This is a genomic window from Xylophilus sp. GOD-11R (assembly GCF_033546935.1).
Classification (GTDB): domain Bacteria; phylum Pseudomonadota; class Gammaproteobacteria; order Burkholderiales; family Burkholderiaceae_C; genus Xylophilus.
The window spans coordinates 3,069,863-3,090,065 of record NZ_CP137854.1 but is presented as its reverse complement, the minus strand read 5'-3'; the positions used below and the strand labels follow the sequence as shown (position 1 = coordinate 3,090,065).

At 67.4% G+C, this 20,203-nt stretch carries 10 protein-coding genes and 1 pseudogene; all 11 read left to right on the top strand.

Going from position 1 to position 20,203, the window contains the following annotated elements:
• The first annotated feature begins 228 nt into the window (after positions 1 to 228).
• Positions 229 to 1,794 carry a murein biosynthesis integral membrane protein MurJ gene (gene murJ / locus R9X41_RS14385; RefSeq protein ID WP_318631128.1) on the top strand — a complete coding sequence of 522 codons (1,566 nt, stop codon included), beginning with the start codon at positions 229 to 231 and terminating at the stop codon, positions 1,792 to 1,794.
• 77 nt (positions 1,795 to 1,871) lie between these two features.
• On the top strand, positions 1,872 to 2,720 hold the full coding sequence (locus R9X41_RS14380) for a SirB1 family protein (RefSeq protein ID WP_318631127.1): 849 nt from the start codon (positions 1,872 to 1,874) through the stop codon (positions 2,718 to 2,720).
• 84 nt (positions 2,721 to 2,804) lie between these two features.
• On the top strand, positions 2,805 to 3,500 hold the full coding sequence (gene hda, locus R9X41_RS14375) for a DnaA regulatory inactivator Hda (RefSeq protein WP_318631126.1): 696 nt from the start codon (positions 2,805 to 2,807) through the stop codon (positions 3,498 to 3,500).
• On the top strand, positions 3,497 to 4,219 hold the full coding sequence (locus R9X41_RS14370) for an HAD family hydrolase (RefSeq protein WP_318631125.1): 723 nt from the start codon (positions 3,497 to 3,499) through the stop codon (positions 4,217 to 4,219). The genes hda and R9X41_RS14370 overlap by 4 nt, the downstream gene beginning before the upstream one ends.
• 12 nt (positions 4,220 to 4,231) lie before the next feature.
• On the top strand, positions 4,232 to 5,869 hold the full coding sequence (gene pcnB / locus R9X41_RS14365) for a polynucleotide adenylyltransferase PcnB (RefSeq protein ID WP_318631124.1): 1,638 nt from the start codon (positions 4,232 to 4,234) through the stop codon (positions 5,867 to 5,869).
• A gap of 34 nt (positions 5,870 to 5,903) precedes the next feature.
• Positions 5,904 to 6,356: a 2-amino-4-hydroxy-6-hydroxymethyldihydropteridine diphosphokinase gene (folK, locus tag R9X41_RS14360; protein WP_318635244.1), complete on the top strand. Its 453-nt coding sequence runs from the start codon at positions 5,904 to 5,906 to the stop codon at positions 6,354 to 6,356.
• Positions 6,357 to 6,521: 165 nt separating this feature from the next.
• The gene (glgB, locus tag R9X41_RS14355) at positions 6,522 to 8,456 is read left to right on the top strand and encodes a 1,4-alpha-glucan branching protein GlgB (RefSeq protein WP_318631123.1); all 1,935 of its coding nucleotides are present in this window, start codon (positions 6,522 to 6,524) and stop codon (positions 8,454 to 8,456) included.
• Between the two features lie 35 nt (positions 8,457 to 8,491).
• Positions 8,492 to 9,763, top strand: a pseudogene (gene glgC, locus R9X41_RS14350) (glucose-1-phosphate adenylyltransferase); the annotation flags it as partial.
• A 167-nt stretch (positions 9,764 to 9,930) separates the two neighbouring features.
• Entirely contained in the window at positions 9,931 to 12,153 is a 2,223-nt protein-coding gene (gene glgX, locus R9X41_RS14345) for a glycogen debranching protein GlgX (RefSeq protein WP_318631121.1), read from the top strand.
• Positions 12,154 to 13,135: 982 nt separating this feature from the next.
• Positions 13,136 to 14,998 (top strand): malto-oligosyltrehalose trehalohydrolase, encoded by a 1,863-nt coding sequence (gene treZ / locus R9X41_RS14340; RefSeq protein WP_318631120.1) that lies wholly within the window; start codon positions 13,136 to 13,138, stop codon positions 14,996 to 14,998.
• A gap of 46 nt (positions 14,999 to 15,044) precedes the next feature.
• Positions 15,045 to 20,192 carry a malto-oligosyltrehalose synthase gene (locus R9X41_RS14335; protein ID WP_318631119.1) on the top strand — a complete coding sequence of 1,716 codons (5,148 nt, stop codon included), beginning with the start codon at positions 15,045 to 15,047 and terminating at the stop codon, positions 20,190 to 20,192.
• Positions 20,193 to 20,203 lie beyond the last annotated feature (11 nt).

Genomic DNA, 20,203 nt, shown 5'->3' with positions numbered 1-20,203 from the left:
TAGCTCGCCCCCCAGGCTTGCTCACTTCGTGTAGCCGCCTACCCCCCTACCGGGGGGCGATGCCGGCGAACCGGCAAAGCCGGTCCGCGGCATCCTCCGACGGCCTTCGGCGCCTTTGGCGGCCGAGCGGCCTGGGGAAAGCCGCGCTTTGGCAGGCGCCTTGAAGGACTGGTCGCAGGGTGCGCGTCGCCGGTCTCTTTGCGTTGGTGGGCCACTACACTCGCGGCGGTGTCGCTATTCAAATCCGCCTCCATCGTCTCCCTGCTGACCCTGGCATCGCGCATCACCGGGCTGGCCCGCGAGCTGCTGATGGCTTCGGTGTTCGGGGTTTCCGCGATCACCGACGCGTTCAACGTCGCGTTTCGCATTCCCAATCTGTTCCGCCGCGTGTTCGGCGAAGGCGCTTTCAGCCAAGCCTTCGTGCCCGTGCTCGCCGCCACGCGTGTGGAGCGGGGCGAGGAGGGGGCTCGGGCGCTCATCGACCATGTGGCGACGATCCTCGCCTGGACCCTGCTGCTGCTGTGCCTGGCCGGCGTGATCGGCGCGCCGCTCATGGTGTGGGCCATCGCCAGCGGGCTGCAGCAGACGCCGGAAGGCTACGACGCGGCCGTCAACATGACCCGCTGGATGTTTCCCTACATCGGCTTCATGTCGATGGTGGCGCTGGCCGGCGGCATCCTCAATACCTGGAAGCGCTTCGCGGTGCCGGCGGCCTCGCCGGTGCTGCTCAACGTGTGCCTGATCCTGTCGATCACCTGGGGTGCGCCGTGGTTCCGTCAACACGGCATCGAACCCATCTACGCCCAGTGCGTGGGCGTGATGGTCGGCGGGCTGCTGCAACTGGTCTGGCAGGTGCCGGCGCTGCTGCGGCTCGGACTGCTGCCGCGCATCGGCCTCACGCTGTCGGCCGTGCGCCGCTCGTGGGCCGATCCCACCACGCGGGGCGTGGCCCGGCTGATGCTGCCGGCGCTGCTCGGGGTGAGCGTGGCGCAGATCTCGCTGCTGATCAACACGCAGATCGCCTCGCACCTGGCGCCCGGCAGCGTCAGCTGGATCGTGTATGCCGACCGGCTGATGGAGTTCCCGACGGCGCTGCTCGGCGTGGCGCTGGGCGTGGTGCTGATGCCGCAGCTCGCGGCGGCCCGGGCGGCGAAGGACGAGACGCGTTACTCCGACATGCTCGACTGGGGCCTGCGGGTGGTGGTGGTGCTGTCGGTGCCCTGCGTGGTGGGGCTGCTGGTGTTCGCGCGTCCCCTGGTGGCGGTGCTGTACCACTACGGCCTGTTCAGCGAGCGCGACGTGCAGCAGACGACGGTGGCGCTGATGGGCTACGGCTGCGGCCTGCTCGGCATCGTGGCGGTGAAGGTGCTGGCGCCGGGCTTCTATGCGCGGCACGACATGCGCACGCCGATGCGCATCGCCGTGGGGGTGCTCATGCTCACCCAATTGCTCAACTGGCTGCTGGTGCCCTATCTGCAGCACGCGGCCCTGACGCTGTCGATAGGCATCGGCGCGCTGGTCAATGCACTGTGGTTGCTCACCGGCCTGATCCGGCGCGGCACCTATCGCCCGCTGCCGGGGTGGGGTCTGTACCTGCTGCAGGTGCTGGCAGCCAGCGCGCTGCTGGCGATCTTTCTGGTGTGGATGGCCGATCGTTTCGACTGGACCGGGCTGCGGGCCGAGCCGGCGCACCGCGTGCTGCTGGTGGCGGGCGTGCTGGTGGCGTCGGCGGCGATCTATTTTTCTGCCGCGTGGCTGGCCGGACTGAAGCTGATGCGCCTGTTGCGACGCTGATCGCCACTGGTCGACGCTGACCTCGATAGCCGTTCGCCGCACTTGACGCTCGCGCGGCCGCGCCGCCAGAATGGTTCATGGAAATGCAGTTTTCCGCTCCCACCCCCTTGCAGTATTTCGCGGCCCTGGTCGGTGACGACGAGGACATTCCTCTCTTTGAAGCGGCCGTCAGCCTGGCCCAGGACGAATACCCCGAGCTCGATGTGCAGCAGGTGCTCGGCGACGTCGACCAGCTCCTGGCCCGCGTCAAGCGCCGCCTGCCGGCCGACGCGCCCGCGCTGCAGCGGCTGCGGGTGCTCAACCAGTTCTTCTTCAACGAACTCGGTTTCGGCGGCAACGTCAACAACTACTACGACCCCGACAACAGCTACCTGAACGCGGTGCTGCGCACCCGGCGCGGCATCCCGATATCGCTGGCGGTGCTGTGGATGGAGCTGGCGCATGGCCTGTCGCTGCATGTGCGCGGCGTGGCGTTTCCGGGGCACTTCATGGTGAAGATCAACCTGCCCAAGGGCCAGGTGGTGATCGACCCGTTCAACGGCCATTCGCTCTCGCGTGAAGAGCTCACCGAGCGGCTCGAACCCTTCAAGCGGCGCAGCGGCATGGTCGACGAATTCGACGTGCCGCTCGGCCTCTACCTGCAGGCGGCAACGCCGCGCGAGATCCTGATGCGCATGCTGCGCAACCTCAAGGAAATCCACCAGTCGCAGCACGACTGGCTGCGGCTGTCGACCGTGCTCGACCGGCTGCTGGTGCTGGCGCCCGAGTCGTGGGCCGAGTACCGGGACCGGGGCCTGGCGCTGGCCGAACAGGGCCGCACGGCAGAGGCGGTGACCGACCTCGAAGCCTATCTGGCCAACGCCACCGACGCGCTCGATCTGGACACGGTGGCCGAGCGTGTGGCCGAGCTTCGCAAGGTGAGCTGACAAGCGGCATAAAATCGCGGTTTGCCTGTTGTTACACGGCGCATGGGGCGCCGGGCATTCCACCCTTTGCGATTTCAACCACCGATGCAGCAGATCGCGCTAGACATCGGCTTGCCGACGGTCCCTACGCTTGCCGGATTCTGGCCTGGCAGCAATGCCGACGCCTTGTCCCATCTCCGGCTGTGGGCCGAATCCGCCGGCATCGCCACCCGTGCACCGGTGCCCACCTATCTCTGGGGTGACTCCGGCAGCGGCAAGACGCACCTGCTCAAAGCGGTGCAGGAAGCCCTGCACGCCCAGCGTTCGCTGTGCGGCTTTCTCGACGCCTGCGACCGCAACCCGCCCGCCTTCGACGAGCGCTGGGACTGCGTGCTGATGGACAACGTGCAGCTCTACGACGCCGGCCAGCAGCACACCGCCTTCAACTGGTTCGTCAATGCGCTCACGCCGTCGGACGCGCGTCCGCGCTGGGTGGTCGCCGCCGGCAGCCTGCCGCCAGCCGACCTGAATCTGCGTGAAGACCTGCGCACTCGGCTAGGGTGGGGCCACATCTTCCACCTGCAGGTGCCCAACGAGGCCGAGCGCCGCGCCGTGCTGCGCCAGGCTGCCGATGCGCGCGGGCTGTTTCTGGGCGACGAGGTCATGGACTTCATGCTCAACCGTTTCAGCCGCGACCTCGGCAGCCTGATGGAGCTGCTCGAAAAGCTCGACCAATACGCCTTGCGCACCCAGCGCGCGCTCACCATTCCCCTGGTGCGCGCCATGCTCGAATCCGAATGACCGCCGATATCCAAGAAGAAAAACGAAGTCCGCGCGAGCGGCCCCGCCTCGCCCTGTTCGACCTGGACCACACGCTGCTGCCGCTCGATTCCGACCATTCCTGGGGCGTGTTCACCGCCACCCTCGGCTGGACCGACCCGGTCGAGTTCAACCGCCGCAACGACGAGTTCTTCGCGCACTACCGCGCGGGCACCCTCGACATCCACGACTATGTGCGCTTCGCCACCGACGCGGTGCGCCTGCGTGGCGCCGAGGCCGCCGCGGCGGCCCACGAGCGGTTCATGGCCGAGGTCATCACGCCGGCCATCCTGCCGGCCGCGCGCGCGCTGGTGGAGCGCCACCGCGCCGCCGGCGACGAGCTGGTCATCGTCACCGCCACCAACGCCTTCGTCACCCGCCCGATCGCCGACGCCCTGGGCATTGCCGAACTGATCGCCGTCGACCTTGTGCGCGACGAAAGCGGCTGGATCACCGGCGCGATCGACGGCATCCCGTCGGCGCGCGAAGGCAAGGTCGCCCGCATGCAGGCCTGGCTCGCCGCGCGCGGCTGGGACTGGGGCGATGTCGAAGCCACTTTCTACAGCGATTCGCTCAACGACCTGGCCCTGCTGGAGCGGGTCGACCATCCGGTCGCGACCAATCCCGACCCGCGCCTGCGCGCGCTGGCCACCGAACGCGGCTGGCCCATCCTCGACCTCTTTTCGCAAGCCGACGCCTGAACCGGGCCCACCATGATCAAGAAATTCATCGACAAGCTGCTCGGAAAGCCCGCCGCAGGCGCCGCCCCGAAAAAGCCGAACTTCGGCAAGCGCACGGAAGTGCCGCCGTCCATCCACAAGATCGATCCCACCCTGGTCGACCGGCGTGCGGTGGACGTGGTGCGCACCCTGCAGGAGGCCGGTTTCGAGGCCTACGTGGTGGGCGGTGCGGTGCGCGATCTGTTGCTGGGCCTGCGCCCCAAGGATTTCGACGTGGCCACCACCGCCACGCCGGAGCAGGTCAAGTCGCTGTTCCGGCGGGCCTTCATCATCGGCCGGCGCTTTCGCATCGTGCACGTGGTGTACGGGCGCGGCCGCGAGCACGAGGTGATCGAGGTCTCCACTTTCCGCGCCTACATGGACAACACGGCGGCCGAGCAGGTGGCCGGCAACGAGCGCACCAGCAAGAGCGAGCTGGCCGGCATGACGCATGCGGTCGACTCGTCCGGCCGGGTGCTGCGCGACAACGTCTGGGGTCCGCAGGACGAGGACGCCACCCGCCGCGACTTCACCGTCAACGCCATGTACTACGACCCGCAGACGCAGGTCGTGGTCGACTACCACGGCGGCATCAAGGACGCCCAGAAGCGCACCCTGCGCATGATCGGCGACCCGGCCACCCGCTACCGCGAAGACCCGGTGCGCATCGTGCGCGCGGTGCGTTTCGCCGCCAAGCTGAGCGCGCTCGGCTTCTCGCTCGACCCCAAGACCGCCTCGCCGCTGGTGGCCTCCCAGGCCTTGCTGGCCGATGTGCCGCAAAGCCGCATGTTCGACGAGATGCTCAAGCTGCTGCAGACCGGGCATTCCATCGCCAGCATCGAGCAGCTGCGCAAACTCGGTCTGGCCAAGGGCATCTATCCGCTGCTCGACATCGTGGTGCAGCATGCCGACGAGCCTTTCATCAAGGCCGCGCTGCTCGACACCGATCGCCGCGTCGGCGAGGGCAAGCCGGTGGCGCCTTCGTTCCTGCTGGCAGCCGTGCTGTGGGAAGACGTGCGTTCGGCCTGGCAGCGAAGGGTCGACAAGGACCGCGCCCATCCGGTGCCGGCGCTGCACGAGGCGATCGATGAAGTCTTCGACAAGCGCATCGGCGACGTGTCCGGCCGTGGCAAGCTGGCCGCCGACATGCGCGAGATCTGGGTGATGCAGCCGCGCTTCGAGAAGCGCACCGGCAGCGCGCCCTTCGGTCTGGTGGAACAGCCGCGCTTTCGGGCTGGTTTCGACTTCATGCGCTTGCGCTCGGACATCGGCGAGATCGACGAAGTGCTGGCCGACTGGTGGCAGGAGTTCAGCACCGCCGACGACATCCGCCGGCAGGACCTGGTCGACCAGGTGCGCGACGAGCAGAAGGCGCGCCCACGTGCCGCGCCCCGCGCCGCTGCTTCCGGCGAACCGGCGCCGGCCCGCAAGCCGCGTGCGCCGCGCGCGCCCCGTGTGGAGGGCGATGACGCAGTGAAGGCCGAAGCAGGCGAGGGCGCCGACACCGCCGGCACGCCGCCGGCCGACGGCGAAGCGGCGCCGCGCAAGCGTCGTCGTCGCCGCAAGCCTTCGGGTGAACGTGGCGGTGGCGGTGGTGAGCGTGGCGGGCAGGACGGTGCTGCCGCCGACTGATTCCCAACTGCCGGCGCCGGGTGGCGATACCCCGGTGCTGGCCTATGTCGGCATCGGCGCCAACCTGGGCGATGCGCAGGCCGCGCTGGCTGGCGCTTTCGAGGCCCTGGCCGCGCTGCCGGCCAGCCGCCTGGTGCGGCGGTCTTCCATCTACCGCAGCGCACCCGTCGGCACCGACGGCCCGGATTATTTCAACGCTGTGGCGGCCATCGAAACCCGCCTCGCACCCCTCGAACTCCTGGCGCATCTGCAGGCCATCGAGAACGCCGCCGGCCGCACGCGGCCCTGGCGCTGGGCGCCGCGCACCCTCGACCTCGACCTGCTGCGCCACGGCGACGCGACCATCGATTCGCCGACGCTGACCGTGCCCCATCCGCGGATGCACGAGCGGGCGTTCGTGCTGCGGCCGCTGGCCGAAATCGCACCGGCGCTGGTGACCGAAACCGCCCTGGCCGCAGTGGCGCAACAGTCCATCGAGCGACTCTGAAAAACCGGCGTTTCGCGAGCGTCGCGAAGGGCTTGGCGGCACGTTTATTGCGAGCCTGTCGGTGCTTGCCTACGCGGTGACAACGGTTTTTCTGGCGGGTGCTTGCTGCGGCGCAACAGACACTCGTGGAGTCGATTCGACGATTCTTCCGGGACACGAGCCACCATGACATTGCGCGCCGCTGCCGATACCGTTCCGCAGCACCCAGGACCGCTGGCTCAGACGCCCGAAAGGCCTCTGCAAGCCGCTCCCCACCACCGAATTTTCGAGGCGCTGGGCGCCCACCTGACAGAACGCGATGGCCAGAGCGGCACGGCCTTTTGCGTATGGGCGCCCAACGCGCGCGAGGTCTCGGTCATCGGTGACTTCAATGGCTGGAAGAGCCAGCCGCTTCACTCCCATCACGACGGCAGCGGCCGCTGGAGCGGCTTCGTGCCCGGCGCTGCCGAAGGCGACTGCTACAAGTACCGCATCCTGCCGCAGCAAGGTCCCGAATTCGAAAAGGCCGATCCGGTCGCCTTTGCCGCCGAAGCCCCACCCCGCACCGCCTCGCGCATCGCCTCGCTGCAATACCAGTGGCATGACAGCGACTGGATGGCCGCGCGTGCGCGCCGCCAGGCCATGGACCAGCCGATGTCGGTCTATGAAGTGCACCTGGGTTCGTGGCAGCGCGCCGAGGACGGGACCTTCCTCAACTATCGCGAGATCGGCAATCGCCTGGCCGCCCATTGCGAAGCGATGGGTTTCACGCACGTCGAGCTGATGCCGGTGGCCGAGCACCCGTTCTACGGATCTTGGGGCTATCAAATCACGTCGTATTACGCGCCATCGTCGCGCTACGGTACGCCGCAGGACCTGATGGCGCTGGTCGACACGCTGCACCAGCGCGGCTTCGGTGTACTGCTCGACTGGGTGCCTTCGCACTTTCCCTCGGACGCGCACAGTCTTGGCGCATTCGACGGCACGCACCTCTACGAGCACCAGGATCCGCGACTGGGTTTCCATCCGCAGTGGAACAGCCTGATCTTCAACTACGGCCGCTACGAGGTCCGCGACTTCCTCATCGCCAACGCCCTGTTCTGGCTGCAGTACTACCACTTCGACGGTCTGCGGGTGGACGCGGTCGCGTCGATGCTCTACCTCGACTTCGCGCGCGAGAACGGTCAGTGGTTGCCCAACGAGAACGGCGGCAATGAAAACCTGCCGGCGGTGAAGTTCATGCGCGAGCTCAACACCGTGGTGTACCGGGCCTTCCCGGACATCCACATGGTGGCCGAGGAGTCGTCGAGCTGGCCCGGCGTGTCGCGCCCTGTCGAAATGGGCGGGCTGGGTTTCGGCATGAAGTGGAACATGGGCTGGATGAACGACTCGCTGCGGTATTTCGAGCGACCGCACTTCTACCGCGAGTACCACCAGGACGAACTGCGCTTCTCGTTCTGGTATGCCTTCAACGAGAACTTCATGCTGCCGCTCTCGCACGACGAAGTGGTCTACGGCAAGGGAAGCCTGTACGAAAAACAACCCGGCGACGATTGGCAGCGCGCTGCGGGCCTGCGCAGCCTGTTCGGATTCATGTGGGGCCATCCGGGTAAGAAGATGCTCTTCATGGGCGGCGAGTTCGGTCAGGTGCGCGAGTGGCACCACGAACGCACGCTCGATTGGGACCTGTGGGCGCAGCCGCGTCATGCGGGCATCGGCCGCTGGGTCGCCGACATCAATCGCGCCTACAAACAGCTGCCTGCACTGCACCGCTACGACTTCGAAAAACGCGGCTTTTCCTGGGCCTCGCTGGAAAACGATAGCCGCACCGTGCTGGCCTTCTGGCGCCATGCGGGCGATGGCGATGGCCATGTGCTGGTGCTTTGCAACCTGACTGCCGCGCCGATGCACGGCGTGCATGTCGGCACCCAGCACGAAGGCTACTGGCACGAGGTGCTCAACAGCGACGCCGCCGTGTATGGCGGCAGCGGCATCGGCAACCTGGGTGGCGTCTTTGCCGAGCCGCAGGGCTGTGCAGGCTGCAGCCACCGGCTCACCGTGACTTTGCCGCCTCTCTCGGTGGTCTTCCTGTCAGACCGCCCGCTTGCTTCTTTTTCCTGATTTTTCATCACTACTGCTGTATTCCGGAGACGGCCATGCCCAGCAACAAAAACGTTCTCGCATTCGTAATGGCCGGCGGTGAGGGCTCGCGCCTGCATCCACTCACGGCAGACCGCTGCAAGCCGGCGGTGCCTTTCAACGGCAAGCATCGCGTCGTCGATTTCGTGCTGTCGAACCTGATCAACTCGGAGATCTTCTCGATCTACCTGCTGGTGCAATACAAGAGCCAGTCGCTCATTGAGCATGTGCGCACCGCCTGGACGCTGCCGCGCTTCGGCCCCGACCACTTCGTGACCGTGGTGCCGCCGCAGATGCGCAATGGACCCGAGTGGTTCCAGGGCACGGCCGATTCCGTCTACCAGAACATCCACCTCATCGAGACCTTCCAGCCCGAGTACGTGGCCGTCTTCGGCGCCGATCACATCTACCGCATGGACGTGCGCCAGATGATCGACTTCCACAAGCAGACCAACGCCGACGTCAGCGTGGCGACCCTGCCGGTGACGCTGGCCGAAGCCAGCCAGTTCGGCGTGGTCGAGATCGACGCCGACCACCGTATCACCGACTTCAAGGAAAAGCCCAAGTCGGCCAACCCCATGCCCGGCAGCGACACCCACGCGCTGGCTTCGATGGGCAACTACATCTTCAAGGCCGACGTGCTGTTGGCAGCACTCAAGCGTGCGCACGACACCGGCGAGAGCGACTTCGGCAAGCACATCCTGCCGAAGATGGTGCAGAGCCACAAACTGGTGGCCTACGACTTCGCGACCAACGAAATCCCCGGCACCGCGCCTTTCGAGGAACACGGCTACTGGCGCGACGTCGGCACTATCGACGCTTACTTCGCCGCCCACTTCGACACCCTGGGCGTGACACCGAAGTTCCGCATGACCAACCGCCAGTGGCCGATCTACGCCAGCCCCGATCCGTCGGAGTCGGCGCAGATCGAGAACGGCGCGATCAACCGTTCGGTGGTTGGCTCCGGCTGCATTGTCGACGGCGCCATCCTCGACCACGCCATGCTGCGCCGCGCCGTCACGGTGCACCACGACGCGCGGCTGGAGCACTGCATCGTGATGGAGCGCTCGGTCATCGGCGCGGGCGCGCAGATCCGCCGCGCCATCATCGACCAGGACAACCACATTCCGCCTGGTGAGCGCATCGGCCACGACCTCGAGAGCGACCGTAAGCGTTTCCATGTGAGCGAGGCGGGCGTCGTCGTGGTGCCGGCGGGTTATTTCTCGTCGGTGGCACAGCTGTCGTCGCCGCAACTCGCCTCTGTGCCGTCGAGCGCCAAGGCCACTGGCCGCGAGGCCAGCAACGAGAGCAAGGTCTCGGGTTCATCCGCCAAGTTCACCAGTATCGCCAGCGCCGCGCTGCCGCTGAAGATCGTCGCCACCGCGCCGCTCTGATCGCCGCGAACCGTTTTCCAAGTCCCCCGCTCGCACCCGGTGCGAGTTATGAAAGTTTCAACATGAGCGCGAAGATGGCAGCCATTACGGAAGAACACGTCCACCCGCTTTTCACCCGCGCCGAGCGCGGCAGTGCGGTGAGGCTCGGAGCCCAGTGGGACGGACAGGGCACCAATTTCGCCCTGCATTCGGTGCCCGCCGAACGCATCGAGCTATGCCTCTATGCCGAAGACGGCGCCACCGAAGTGGCCCGTGTGGAAATGGCCGACCGCACCGGCGATGTCTGGCATGTCTACCTGCGCGACTGCAAGCCCGGCACCCGCTACGGCTACCGGGTATATGGTCCCTACCAGCCCGAGGAGGGCATGCGCTTCAACGGCGCCAAGCTGCTGCTCGACCCTTATGCGCAGGCGCTGGACCGCACCGTGGTCGGCAACCCGAGCCATTACGCCTATGTGCTCGACGCCGAGGACCAGGACCTGACCATCGACGAAACCGACAACGGCGCCGACATGCCCAAGTGCGTGGTGGTCGACAACCATTTCGACTGGGGCGGCGACAAGCGTCCCAACGTGCCCTGGCATGAAACCATCTTCTACGAAGTGCATGTGAAGGGCTTCACCCAGCAGCATCCGGAGATCGGCGAGCACGTGCGCGGTCGCTACGCCGGTATGGCCTCCGACGCCGCCGTGGCGCACCTCAAGCGCCTGGGCGTCACCTCGGTGGAGCTGCTGCCGGTTCACGCCTTCGTCGACGACGAGCGGCTGGTCAACGAGAACCTGGCCAACTACTGGGGCTACAACACCATCGGTTTCCTGGCGCCCGAGCCACGCTACGGCATGGAGGGCAACAGCCCGCAGGCCACCATCGACGAGTTCAAGGGCATGGTGAAGGCGCTGCACGCGCAGGGCATCGAGGTCATTCTGGACGTGGTCTACAACCACACCGCCGAAGGCAACCACCTGGGCCCGACGCTTTCGTTCAAGGGCATCGACCATGCCGGCTACTACCGCCTGAGCCCGGAAGACCGGCGCTTCTGCGTCGACTACACCGGCACCGGCAACACCTTAGACAGCAGCAGCCCGGTCGTGCTGCGCCTCATCATGGACAGCCTGCGCTACTGGGTCGAAGAGATGCACGTCGACGGTTTCCGTTTCGACCTGGCCTCCACCCTGGGCCGCGCGGCCAACGACTTCGACCAGCGGTCGGCCTTCTTCTCGGTGATCCAGCAGGACCCGGTGCTGGCCAAGGTCAAGCTCATCGCCGAGCCCTGGGACATCGGCCCGACCGGCTACCAGGTCGGCGGCTTCCCCGCGCCCTGGGCCGAGTGGAACGGCAAGTACCGCGACTCGGTTCGCGACTTCTGGCGCGGCGAGGACGGCGCACTGCCCGAGTTTTCGGCCCGCATCTGCGGATCGTCCGACGTGTTCGGCTGGTCGCGGCGCGGACCGGGAGCCAGCGTGAACGTGGTGACGGTGCACGACGGTTTCACCTTGCAGGATCTGGTCAGCTACAACGAGAAGCACAACGACGCCAATCACGAGGACAACCGCGACGGTGAAAGCCACAACCGCAGCTGGAACTGTGGCGCCGAGGGCGAGACCGAAGATGAAGAAGTGCTGGTGCTGCGCGAGCGGCAGAAGCGCAATTTGCTGACCACGCTGTTCGTGTCGCAGGGCGTGCCCTTGCTGCTCGGCGGCGACGAGATGTCGCGCACGCAGGGCGGCAACAACAACGGGTATTGCCAGGACAGCGAGATCAGCTGGTTCGACTGGAGCGCGGAGAAGCGCGGCGATCCGCTCTATGTCTTCGTGCATCGGCTGGCCTCGTTCCGCAAATCGCAGCCCGTGTTGCGTCGTTCGCGCTTCCTGAGCGGACAGGAGGACGAATCCGGGCGGCGTGACATCTGCTGGTTCAACGTCTGGGGGCAGGAAATGACCCAGGAGGAGTGGGACACGCCCGAAGTCCGCCTGGTCGCCTTCCTGCTCGATGGATGCCGGACCGGAGAAGTGGCTGCCGACGGTTCGGAAGTGACCGGCGATTCGGTGCTGATCCTCATCAACGCATCGCACGAAGACGCGACTTTCACCGTGCCGGAAAGCCCGGCGGCGACGGGCGGCTGGACGCCTCGGATCGATACCTCCACGCTCGATGGCCAGCCTGTCGCGACGGGAGAGGATGCAGAGTCGGATGCGGTGGCGGATATTTCGCCCTGGCATGCAGGGGAGCAGCACGAGTTGCCGGCCCATTCGATGATGGTGCTGACGCAGTCTTGTCATCCATGACCGGGGTAGGGGGGCTTGGTGGCTTGGCTGGTGGCCTTGCCGGGCGTGGCTCTCCTTGCTTGGGTGTCGAGCGCTTTTCTTCTCTTTTTCTACTGGGTTTTTGGGGGGGGTGGGGCATTGCCTTTTCTTGCGGGGCATCGTGCTTTTTGCTCTCTTCTTTTCTCTGCCGAGGGTGGAGCTGGGGGCTTGCGCGCCCCCAGACCCGCGGTAACTTTCTTTTGTTGGGACAAAAGAAAGTCACCAAAGAAAAGCCCTTGAAGACGAGCTCGAGGCTCGGTCGGGCCATAGCTTCGCTCGGCCTGGGGAATGTGCCTTCGAACGCTCTAGCGGCAACAGTTTGGACAAGGGTCGATCCAGAGCCATGGCCCCTGCTTCGCAGGGTCGGGGCTGAGAGGATAAGAACAGGCGACCGCACTGGCGGAGCGCGCAGGCGCCATGCGAGTTCCCTGGCGGAAAACTGGGCGTGGCACTCGAACATCGACCGAGCAGCGCACGAACGGGCGGGCCATCAGGACGTGACCCAGACCCCGTTGCGCAGCGCGCGTGGAGATCGATTCAGCGCGGCCCCCTTACCGTGCTCAGTGCGGTCGCCTGTTCTTACCCTCTCAGCCCCGACCCTGCGAAGCAGGGGCCCAGGCCCGGGATCAACCCTTGTCCAAACTGTTGCCGTTAGAGCGTTCGAAGGCACATTCCCCAGGCCGAGCGAAGCAATGGCCCGACCGAGCCTCGAGCTCGTCTTCAAAAGCTTTTCTTTGGTGACTTTCTTTCAGCGGAAAGAAAGTTACCGCGGGTCTGGGGGCGCGCAAGCCCCCAGCTCCACCCTCGGCAGAGAGAAGAAAAGAAACCAGAGAAACCCGCTCGGCAAAGAAAAAGCCCACGGCTCCACCAGAACAAAAACAGCCCATCCCCCCGCGCATCCACTGCCCGGCCATTGAGCCCCCGCACCGCAGCGCCAAAACCAATATCCAGGGAAAAACAAACCATGACCACAGACCCCCAGGTCCACGCCAGTCACGCCTGGCCCATGCCCTTCGGCGCAACCCTCCTCCCCGAAGGCGGCGTCAAATTCCGCCTTTGGGCCCCAGAGGCTACCCAGGTGGAACTGGTGGAATGGATGGAGTCGGGCGCGGCAGAACGCCACCTTCACTCCACGGAAAAACAGCCCAAGGGCTGGCATGAGCTAACGCTCGAATCCGCAAAACCCGGCACCCGCTACCAGTGGAAGATCAACGGTGAAACCACCGTTCCCGACCCCGCTTCGCGCTTCAACCCCGAAGGCCCCCACGGCCCCAGCCAGGTGGTCGACCCCACCACCTTCGCCTGGGACACCGGCTGGCACGGCCGCCCCTGGTCCGAGGTCGTCCTCTACGAACTCCACGTCGGCACCTTCACCAACGAAGGCACCTACGCCGCCGCCGAAGCCAAGCTCGACGAACTGGTAGAGACCGGCATCACCGCCGTGGAGCTGATGCCCCTGTCGGACTTCCCAGGCCGCTTCGGCTGGGGCTACGACGGCGTGCTGCCCTACGCCCCCCACGCCGCCTACGGCTCGCCCGACGACCTGAAGCACTTCATCCAGACCGCCCACCGCAAGGGCCTGATGGTGTTCCTCGACGTGGTCTACAACCACTTCGGCCCGGACGGCAACTACCTCGGCCTGTACGCGCCGCAGTTCTTCTCCAAGGTCCACACCAACCCCTGGGGCAACTCGATCAACTTCGACCGCGAGGGCAGCGAGACGGTGCGCGCCTTCTTCGTGCAGAACGCCCTCTACTGGCTGCAGGAATACCGCTTCGATGGCCTTCGCCTGGACGCGATCCACGCCATCGTGGACGACAGTGCGCTCGACGTGATCGACGAACTCGCCTCGGCGGTACACGACGCGATCCAGGACCGCGAGGTGCACCTGGTGCTGGAGAACGAGAACAACGGCTGGCAGCGCCTGCCCGCCGACGGCCGCTACGACGCGCAGTGGAACGACGACTACCACCACGTGATGTATGTCGCGCTTTCCGGCGACACGGCCGGCTACTACCAGGACTTCGGCAAGGAACCCGTCGCGCTGCTGGCGCGCTCGCTCACTCACGGCTTTCTGTGGGAAGGCGCCAAGCGCAGCCCCGAGGGCGCGCGGCTCGAACTCAAGCCTGCGTCCGCCCAGCCGCTGGGCGCCATGGTGAACTTTCTCAACAACCACGACCAGAGCGGCAACCGCGCTTTCGGCGAGCGCTTCAATCAGCTGGTGCCGCGCGACTCGGTGCCATTGGCCACCGCGATGACGCTGCTGTCGCCCTCCACGCCCATGCTCTTCGCGGGCGAGGAATTCGCCGCCGCCACGCCCTTCCTGTACTTCGCCGACTGGGAAGGCGACCTGCGCGAGGCGGTCATCGAAGGCCGTCTGCGCGACTTCGGCCACTTCGCCAAGCGGGCCGACGGCAGCACCGGCGAGCCGCCGCCGCCCTGCGACGCCTCCACCTTCGACGCCAGCGGCCTGGACTGGGCAGCGGCTGCGTCCGAGCCATCTGCCGCATGGCGCGGCTTCATGAAGCAGGCCCTCGCGGCGCGGCGCCAGTGGTTCGCGCCACGCCTCTCGCGCCTGATCGACGGCGCGCATGTGGCCCACATGATCGACGACCGAAGCTTCGTGCTGCGCTGGCGCTACGAGAACGCCGAGACGATCGAACTGGTGGCCCGTTTGGCCGACACCTCGCTGGACGCGCCCGACACTTCCAGACTGCCCTGGAAGCCGCTGGCCGAGCCGCAGACGATCTTCACGGTCGGCCGCATTGACGACGACAGCTGGCAGCCATGGTCGGCCCGTTGGACTTTCGGCCGCGAGCACGGTTGACGCGCTCTCCGCCCACCGAACAAGAACCCATCCGAAAGACCCCGCCGTGAGCGACTCCACCAATCCTGCCGATTCCCAGCCCCCTCTCGGCAGCACCGACGACCGGCAGGCGCTGCACGCGCTGTCGTCGCAGGTCGGGCTGGCGCCGAGTTACCAGGACTTCTTCGGCGCCACGCGCGACGTACCCGACGCCACCCTGCGCAGCGCGCTGCACGCCATGGGCATCCCGGCGGCCGATGACGAGCAGGTGCGTAGCTCGCTCGAATCGCACCAGGGCGCGGCCGAGCAGCAGTCCCTTCCCCCGGTGGTGGTGCTGCGCGAGGGCGCGGCACCCTACGGCGTAGTGCTGTCACCCGGCACACCCGACGGCAGCGCCTGGCGGCTCACGCTCGAAAGCGGCACGGTGCAGGAGCTCCACAGCCACACCGGGGGCAACGGCAAGCCCTACGCCGTGCTGCCCGAAGGCCTGCCGCTGGGCTACCACCGGCTCGAAGGGCCGTCTGCCGACGACGGCTATTGCACGGTCATCGTCACCCCGATCCGCTGCTGGATCCCGCCACCGCTGCAGACCGGCGAGCGCTGGTGGGGGCCGTGCGTGCAGCTCTATGCGCTGCGTTCGGTGCGCAACTGGGGCATCGGCGATTTCAGCGACCTGCGGGTGCTGGTGGAAGCCATGGCGCAGCAGGGCGCTTCGTTCGTCGGGCTCAACCCGCTGCACGCGCTCTTTCCACACCGGCCGGAGGTGGCGAGTCCCTACAGCCCGTCGAGCCGCAACATGCTCAACCCGGTCTACCTCGACGTGGAGGCGGTGCCCGAATACCAGGAGTGCGACGCCGCCCGGCGCCTGGTCGATAGCGAGGAATTCCAGCGCCGGCTGCAGCAGCTGCGCGCCACCGAAATGGTCGACTACGCCCAGGTCGCGGCCAACAAGCTCGGCGTGCTCGAGCTGCTGTGGACGCACTTCCGCCAGCAGCATCTCGGCGACACGACCAGTCCGCGCGGCGAGGCCTTCCACGCGTTCCTGTCCGCACGCGGAGAAGGACTGCGCAGCCATGCGCTGTTCGAAGCGCTGCAGGCGCACTTCTTCGCGCTCGACCCCACCACCTGGGGCTGGCCGGCCTGGCCGGACGAATACCGCGATCCCCATGCCGAAACGGTCGCCGCCTTCGCCCGCGAAAACGAGGAGCGCGTCGGCTTCTTCGCCTGGCTCCAGTGGCTGGCCGAGCTGCAGCTGCAGGGCGTGCAGCAACGCGCCTTGTCCATCGGCATGGGGCTGGGCCTGTATCGCGATCTGGCCGTAGGCGTGAACGAGGGCGGCTCCGAAACCTGGACCGAACCCGCCTCGTACGCGCTCGGCATGCATGTGGGCGCGCCGCCGGACGCGCTCAATGCCCTCGGCCAGAACTGGGGCCTGCCGCCGCTCAACCCGACCCGCCTCATGGCCGGCCGCTACCAGACCTTCATCGAGACCCTGCGCGCCAACATGCGCAACGCCGGCGCGCTTCGGCTCGACCACGTGATGGGCCTGATGCGCCTGTTCTGGATCTCGCCGGAAGGCGGCTCCTACGTTTCGTACCCGCTCGACGACATGCTCGGCGTGCTGGCGCTGGAAAGCCACCGCCACCGCTGCATGGTGGTGGGCGAAGACCTGGGCAACGTGGCGCCGCGCATGCGCGAGGCGATGCACGAGCGCGCCTTGCTGTCGTATCGGCCGCTGTTCTTCGAGCGCGCCGGCGACGGCGCCTTCCGCCCGCCGCAGGAGTGGCCGCAGGAGGCGCTGGCGGTGGTCAGCACCCACGATCTGCCGACGCTCCGCGGCTTCTGGAGCGGCGACGACATCGAGCTGCAGGCCAGCCTCAAGCTCTATCCCAGCGCCGAGGCCCACGCCCAGCAGGTGCTGGCGCGCTCCGGCGACCGGGTGCAGCTGCTGCTGGCGCTCGACCGCGAGAACCTGCTGCCGCCGGGCGTGACGGTGCACACCACCTCGTTGCCCGAAAGCACGCCGGCCTTCACCGACGCGGTCTACGCCTTCCTGGCGCGCAGCCCGGCGCTGCTGGTGGGCGTGCAGCTCGAAGACGTCACCCAGCAGTTGCTGCAGGTCAACGTGCCGGGAACGGGCGAGGACGTGTTCCCCAACTGGCGCCGCAAGCTGTCGGTGGAGGTCGACGACCTCGCGGCCGACCCGCGCATGCTGTCGGTGGCCGCCGTCCTGCGCGCCCGCCGCACCGGGCCGGCGCCGCGCGCGCTGGTCGGCCAGAACGAGCTGCCCTCGCTGGATACGGCCAACGTGCCACTGTCGACCTACCGGGTGCAGTTTCACGCCGGCTTCACTTTCGACCAGGCGACCGCCGTCGTGCCCTATCTGCACGCCATGGGCATCAGCCACCTCTACGCCTCGCCCTACCTCAAGGCGCGTGCGGGCAGCACCCACGGCTACGACATCGTCGACCACAACGCGCTGAACCCGGAAGTGGGCGACGAGGCCCAGTTCGACCGCATGTGCCAGACCCTGCGCGAGCACGGCATGCGGCAGATGCTCGACATCGTGCCCAACCACATGGGCGTGCTGGAGGCCGACAACGCCTGGTGGCTCGACGTGCTCGAGAACGGCCCGGCGGCGGTGCACGCCAGCTTCTTCGATATCGAATGGGAGCCCGCCGCACCCGAGATGGCCGGCCGCGTGCTGCTGCCGGTGCTCGGCGACCACTACGGCCGGGTGCTGGAAGCCGGCGACCTCAAGCTCACCTTCGAGCCGGCGGCCGGCGAGTTCTGGCTGCACTACTACGACCACCGCTTTCCGATCGACCCGCGCGACTACCCGGCCATCTTCGCGGTGCTGCCCATTCCCGCGCCGCAGAACGAGGAGCAGCGCGACGCGCAGGCCGTGGTGCAGTCGCTGCTGCACGCCTTTGGCAACCTGCCGCCGCGCGACGACCTGAGCGACCCCGGCCGCGAGGCCCGCGAGCGCGACCGGCCGCTGCACAAGCGCTCGCTGGCGCGCCTGGCCCAGCGCCAGCCCTGGCTCGACGGCTGGATCCAGGGTTGCCTCAAGACCATCAACGGCAACCCCGAAGTGCCCGAAAGCTTCGACGCGCTCGACGCCCTGGTGCGCCGCCAGGCCTACCGCCTGGCCTATTGGCGCGTGGCCGGCGACGACATCAACTACCGCCGCTTCTTCGACGTGAACACGCTCGCCGGCATGCGCATGGAACGCGACGAGGTCTTCGAGGCCACCCACCGCCGCATCCTGCGCTGGCTGCGCAGCGACCGCGTCTCGGCGCTGCGCATCGACCACCCGGACGGCCTGGTCGACCCGCGCGACTACTTCGAGCGGCTGCAGGGCCGCTACGCCGCGCAGGCCGACACGGCGGGCCGCCAGCGGCGCTCGCTCTACCTGGTGGTGGAGAAGATCCTCGACATCGACGAAGACCTGCCCGCCGAATGGCCGGTGCATGGCGGCACCGGTTACCGCTTCTCGGGCCTGGTCAACGGCCTGTTCGTCGACGGCCGCAACGAGGCCGCCTTCGACAGCCTCTACCGCGACTTCACCGGCGAATACGAACGCTTCGGCGACATCCTCTTCGACGCCAAGATCCACGTGATCGAAAACGGTCTCTCCAGCGAGCTCGGCTGGCTCACCGAAACCCTCTACCGCATCACCCGCAGCGACCGCCGCACCTGCGACTTCACCCGCAACCGCCTGCGCCGCGCGCTGATGGTGGTGGCCGCCTGCCACCCGGTTTACCGCACCTACATCCGCTCGCAGGACGACGGCATCTCCCACGCCGACCGCGCGGTGATCGAGCGGGCCACCGCCTCGGCGCGCCGCCGCAGCGAGGGCGAGGAACTCACGGTCATCGACCACCTGCGCGGCGTGCTGCTGACCGCCTGCGAAATCGAGGACCCCGCGCGCCGCGCGGCGGTGATGCGTTTCGTCGGCCGCTGGCAGCAGTTCACCGCGCCGGTCACCGCCAAGGCCATGGAAGACACGGCCTTCTACCGCTACAACCGCCTGGTCTCGCTCAACGACGTGGGTGGCGACCCGCGCCGCTTCGGCACCTCGCCGGCGCACTTCCACGCGGTCAACGGCGACGACTCCGCCCACCGACCACACTGGCTGCTGGGCACCTCCACGCACGACAGCAAGCGCTCGGAAGATCTGCGCACCCGGCTCGACGTGCTGTCCGAAATGCCGGACGCCTGGGGCGCGGTCATCGAGCGGTGGTCGGCGCAGGCCGATTCGCTGCACGCGGTGGTCGACGGCGCACCGGCGCCCAGCCGCAACGACGAATACCTGCTGTGGCAGACGCTGGTCGGCGCCTGGCCGCTCGGCGGCCTGAAGCCGGAGAACACCGAAGACCTGGTCAAGCGGGTGCAGGCCTACATGCTCAAGGCGGTGCGCGAAGCCAAGCAGCACACCAGTTGGCTCAACCCGAACGAGGCCTACGAGAAGGCGCTGGCCGGCTATGTCGACGGCATCTTCGACCGCGCGCAGAGCGGCGGGCTGCTCGACGACATCGAGGGTTTCGTCGACCACGTGGCGCCTTACGGCTGCATCAACAGCCTGTCGCTGGTGGCGCTCAAGCTCACCTCGCCGGGCGTGCCCGACATCTACTACGGCTGCGAGCAGTGGAACTTCAGCCTGGTCGATCCGGACAACCGCCGGCCGATGGACTTCGACCGGCTCAAGGACACGCTCGGCCAGCTCGCGGCGCTCTATGCCGACGGCTTCCCGACCGCCGCGCAATGGCAGGAGCTGCGGCAGAACTGGACCGACGGCCGCATCAAGCACCTGGTCACCTGGCGGCTGTTGCAGCTGCGCAAGGCGCATCCCGAGGTATTCCGCAGCGGTGGCTATCGGCCGCTCGAAGGCGAGGGCGCACACGGCTCGCGGCTGGTGGCCTTTGCACGGGGGGAGGGCGAACAGACGGTGGTGACGGTCGCGGCCCGACTGCTGCGTGGCGTCACGGAACAATTGCCGCCCGACTGCGAGGGTATGGCGCGCTTGTGGCAAGACACGCGTTTGCCCATGCCCGCCGGCGAGACCGGCACCACCTGGGTCGACTGGTTCACCGGTGCGCCCGCCGAACTCGCACCGGCCACCCCGGGCGGTCCGGCGCTGCATGTGGGCCAGGCACTGCAGATGCTGCCGGTAGCGGTGCTGGTGCCAGCCGACTGGCTCACGCCCCGGTGAATTCCACGCCG

Bases quoted from the DNA above. Each gene is read 5' to 3' on its own strand.
- R9X41_RS14380 (WP_318631127.1), top strand. From the start codon at position 1,872: ATGGAAATGCAGTTTTCCGCTCCCACCCCCTTGCAGTATTTCGCGGCC.
- hda (WP_318631126.1), top strand. From the start codon at position 2,805: ATGCAGCAGATCGCGCTAGACATCGGCTTGCCGACGGTCCCTACGCTT.
- R9X41_RS14370 (WP_318631125.1), top strand. From the start codon at position 3,497: ATGACCGCCGATATCCAAGAAGAAAAACGAAGTCCGCGCGAGCGGCCC.
- pcnB (WP_318631124.1), top strand. From the start codon at position 4,232: ATGATCAAGAAATTCATCGACAAGCTGCTCGGAAAGCCCGCCGCAGGC.
- glgB (WP_318631123.1), top strand. From the start codon at position 6,522: ATGACATTGCGCGCCGCTGCCGATACCGTTCCGCAGCACCCAGGACCG.
- glgX (WP_318631121.1), top strand. From the start codon at position 9,931: ATGAGCGCGAAGATGGCAGCCATTACGGAAGAACACGTCCACCCGCTT.
- treZ (WP_318631120.1), top strand. From the start codon at position 13,136: ATGACCACAGACCCCCAGGTCCACGCCAGTCACGCCTGGCCCATGCCC.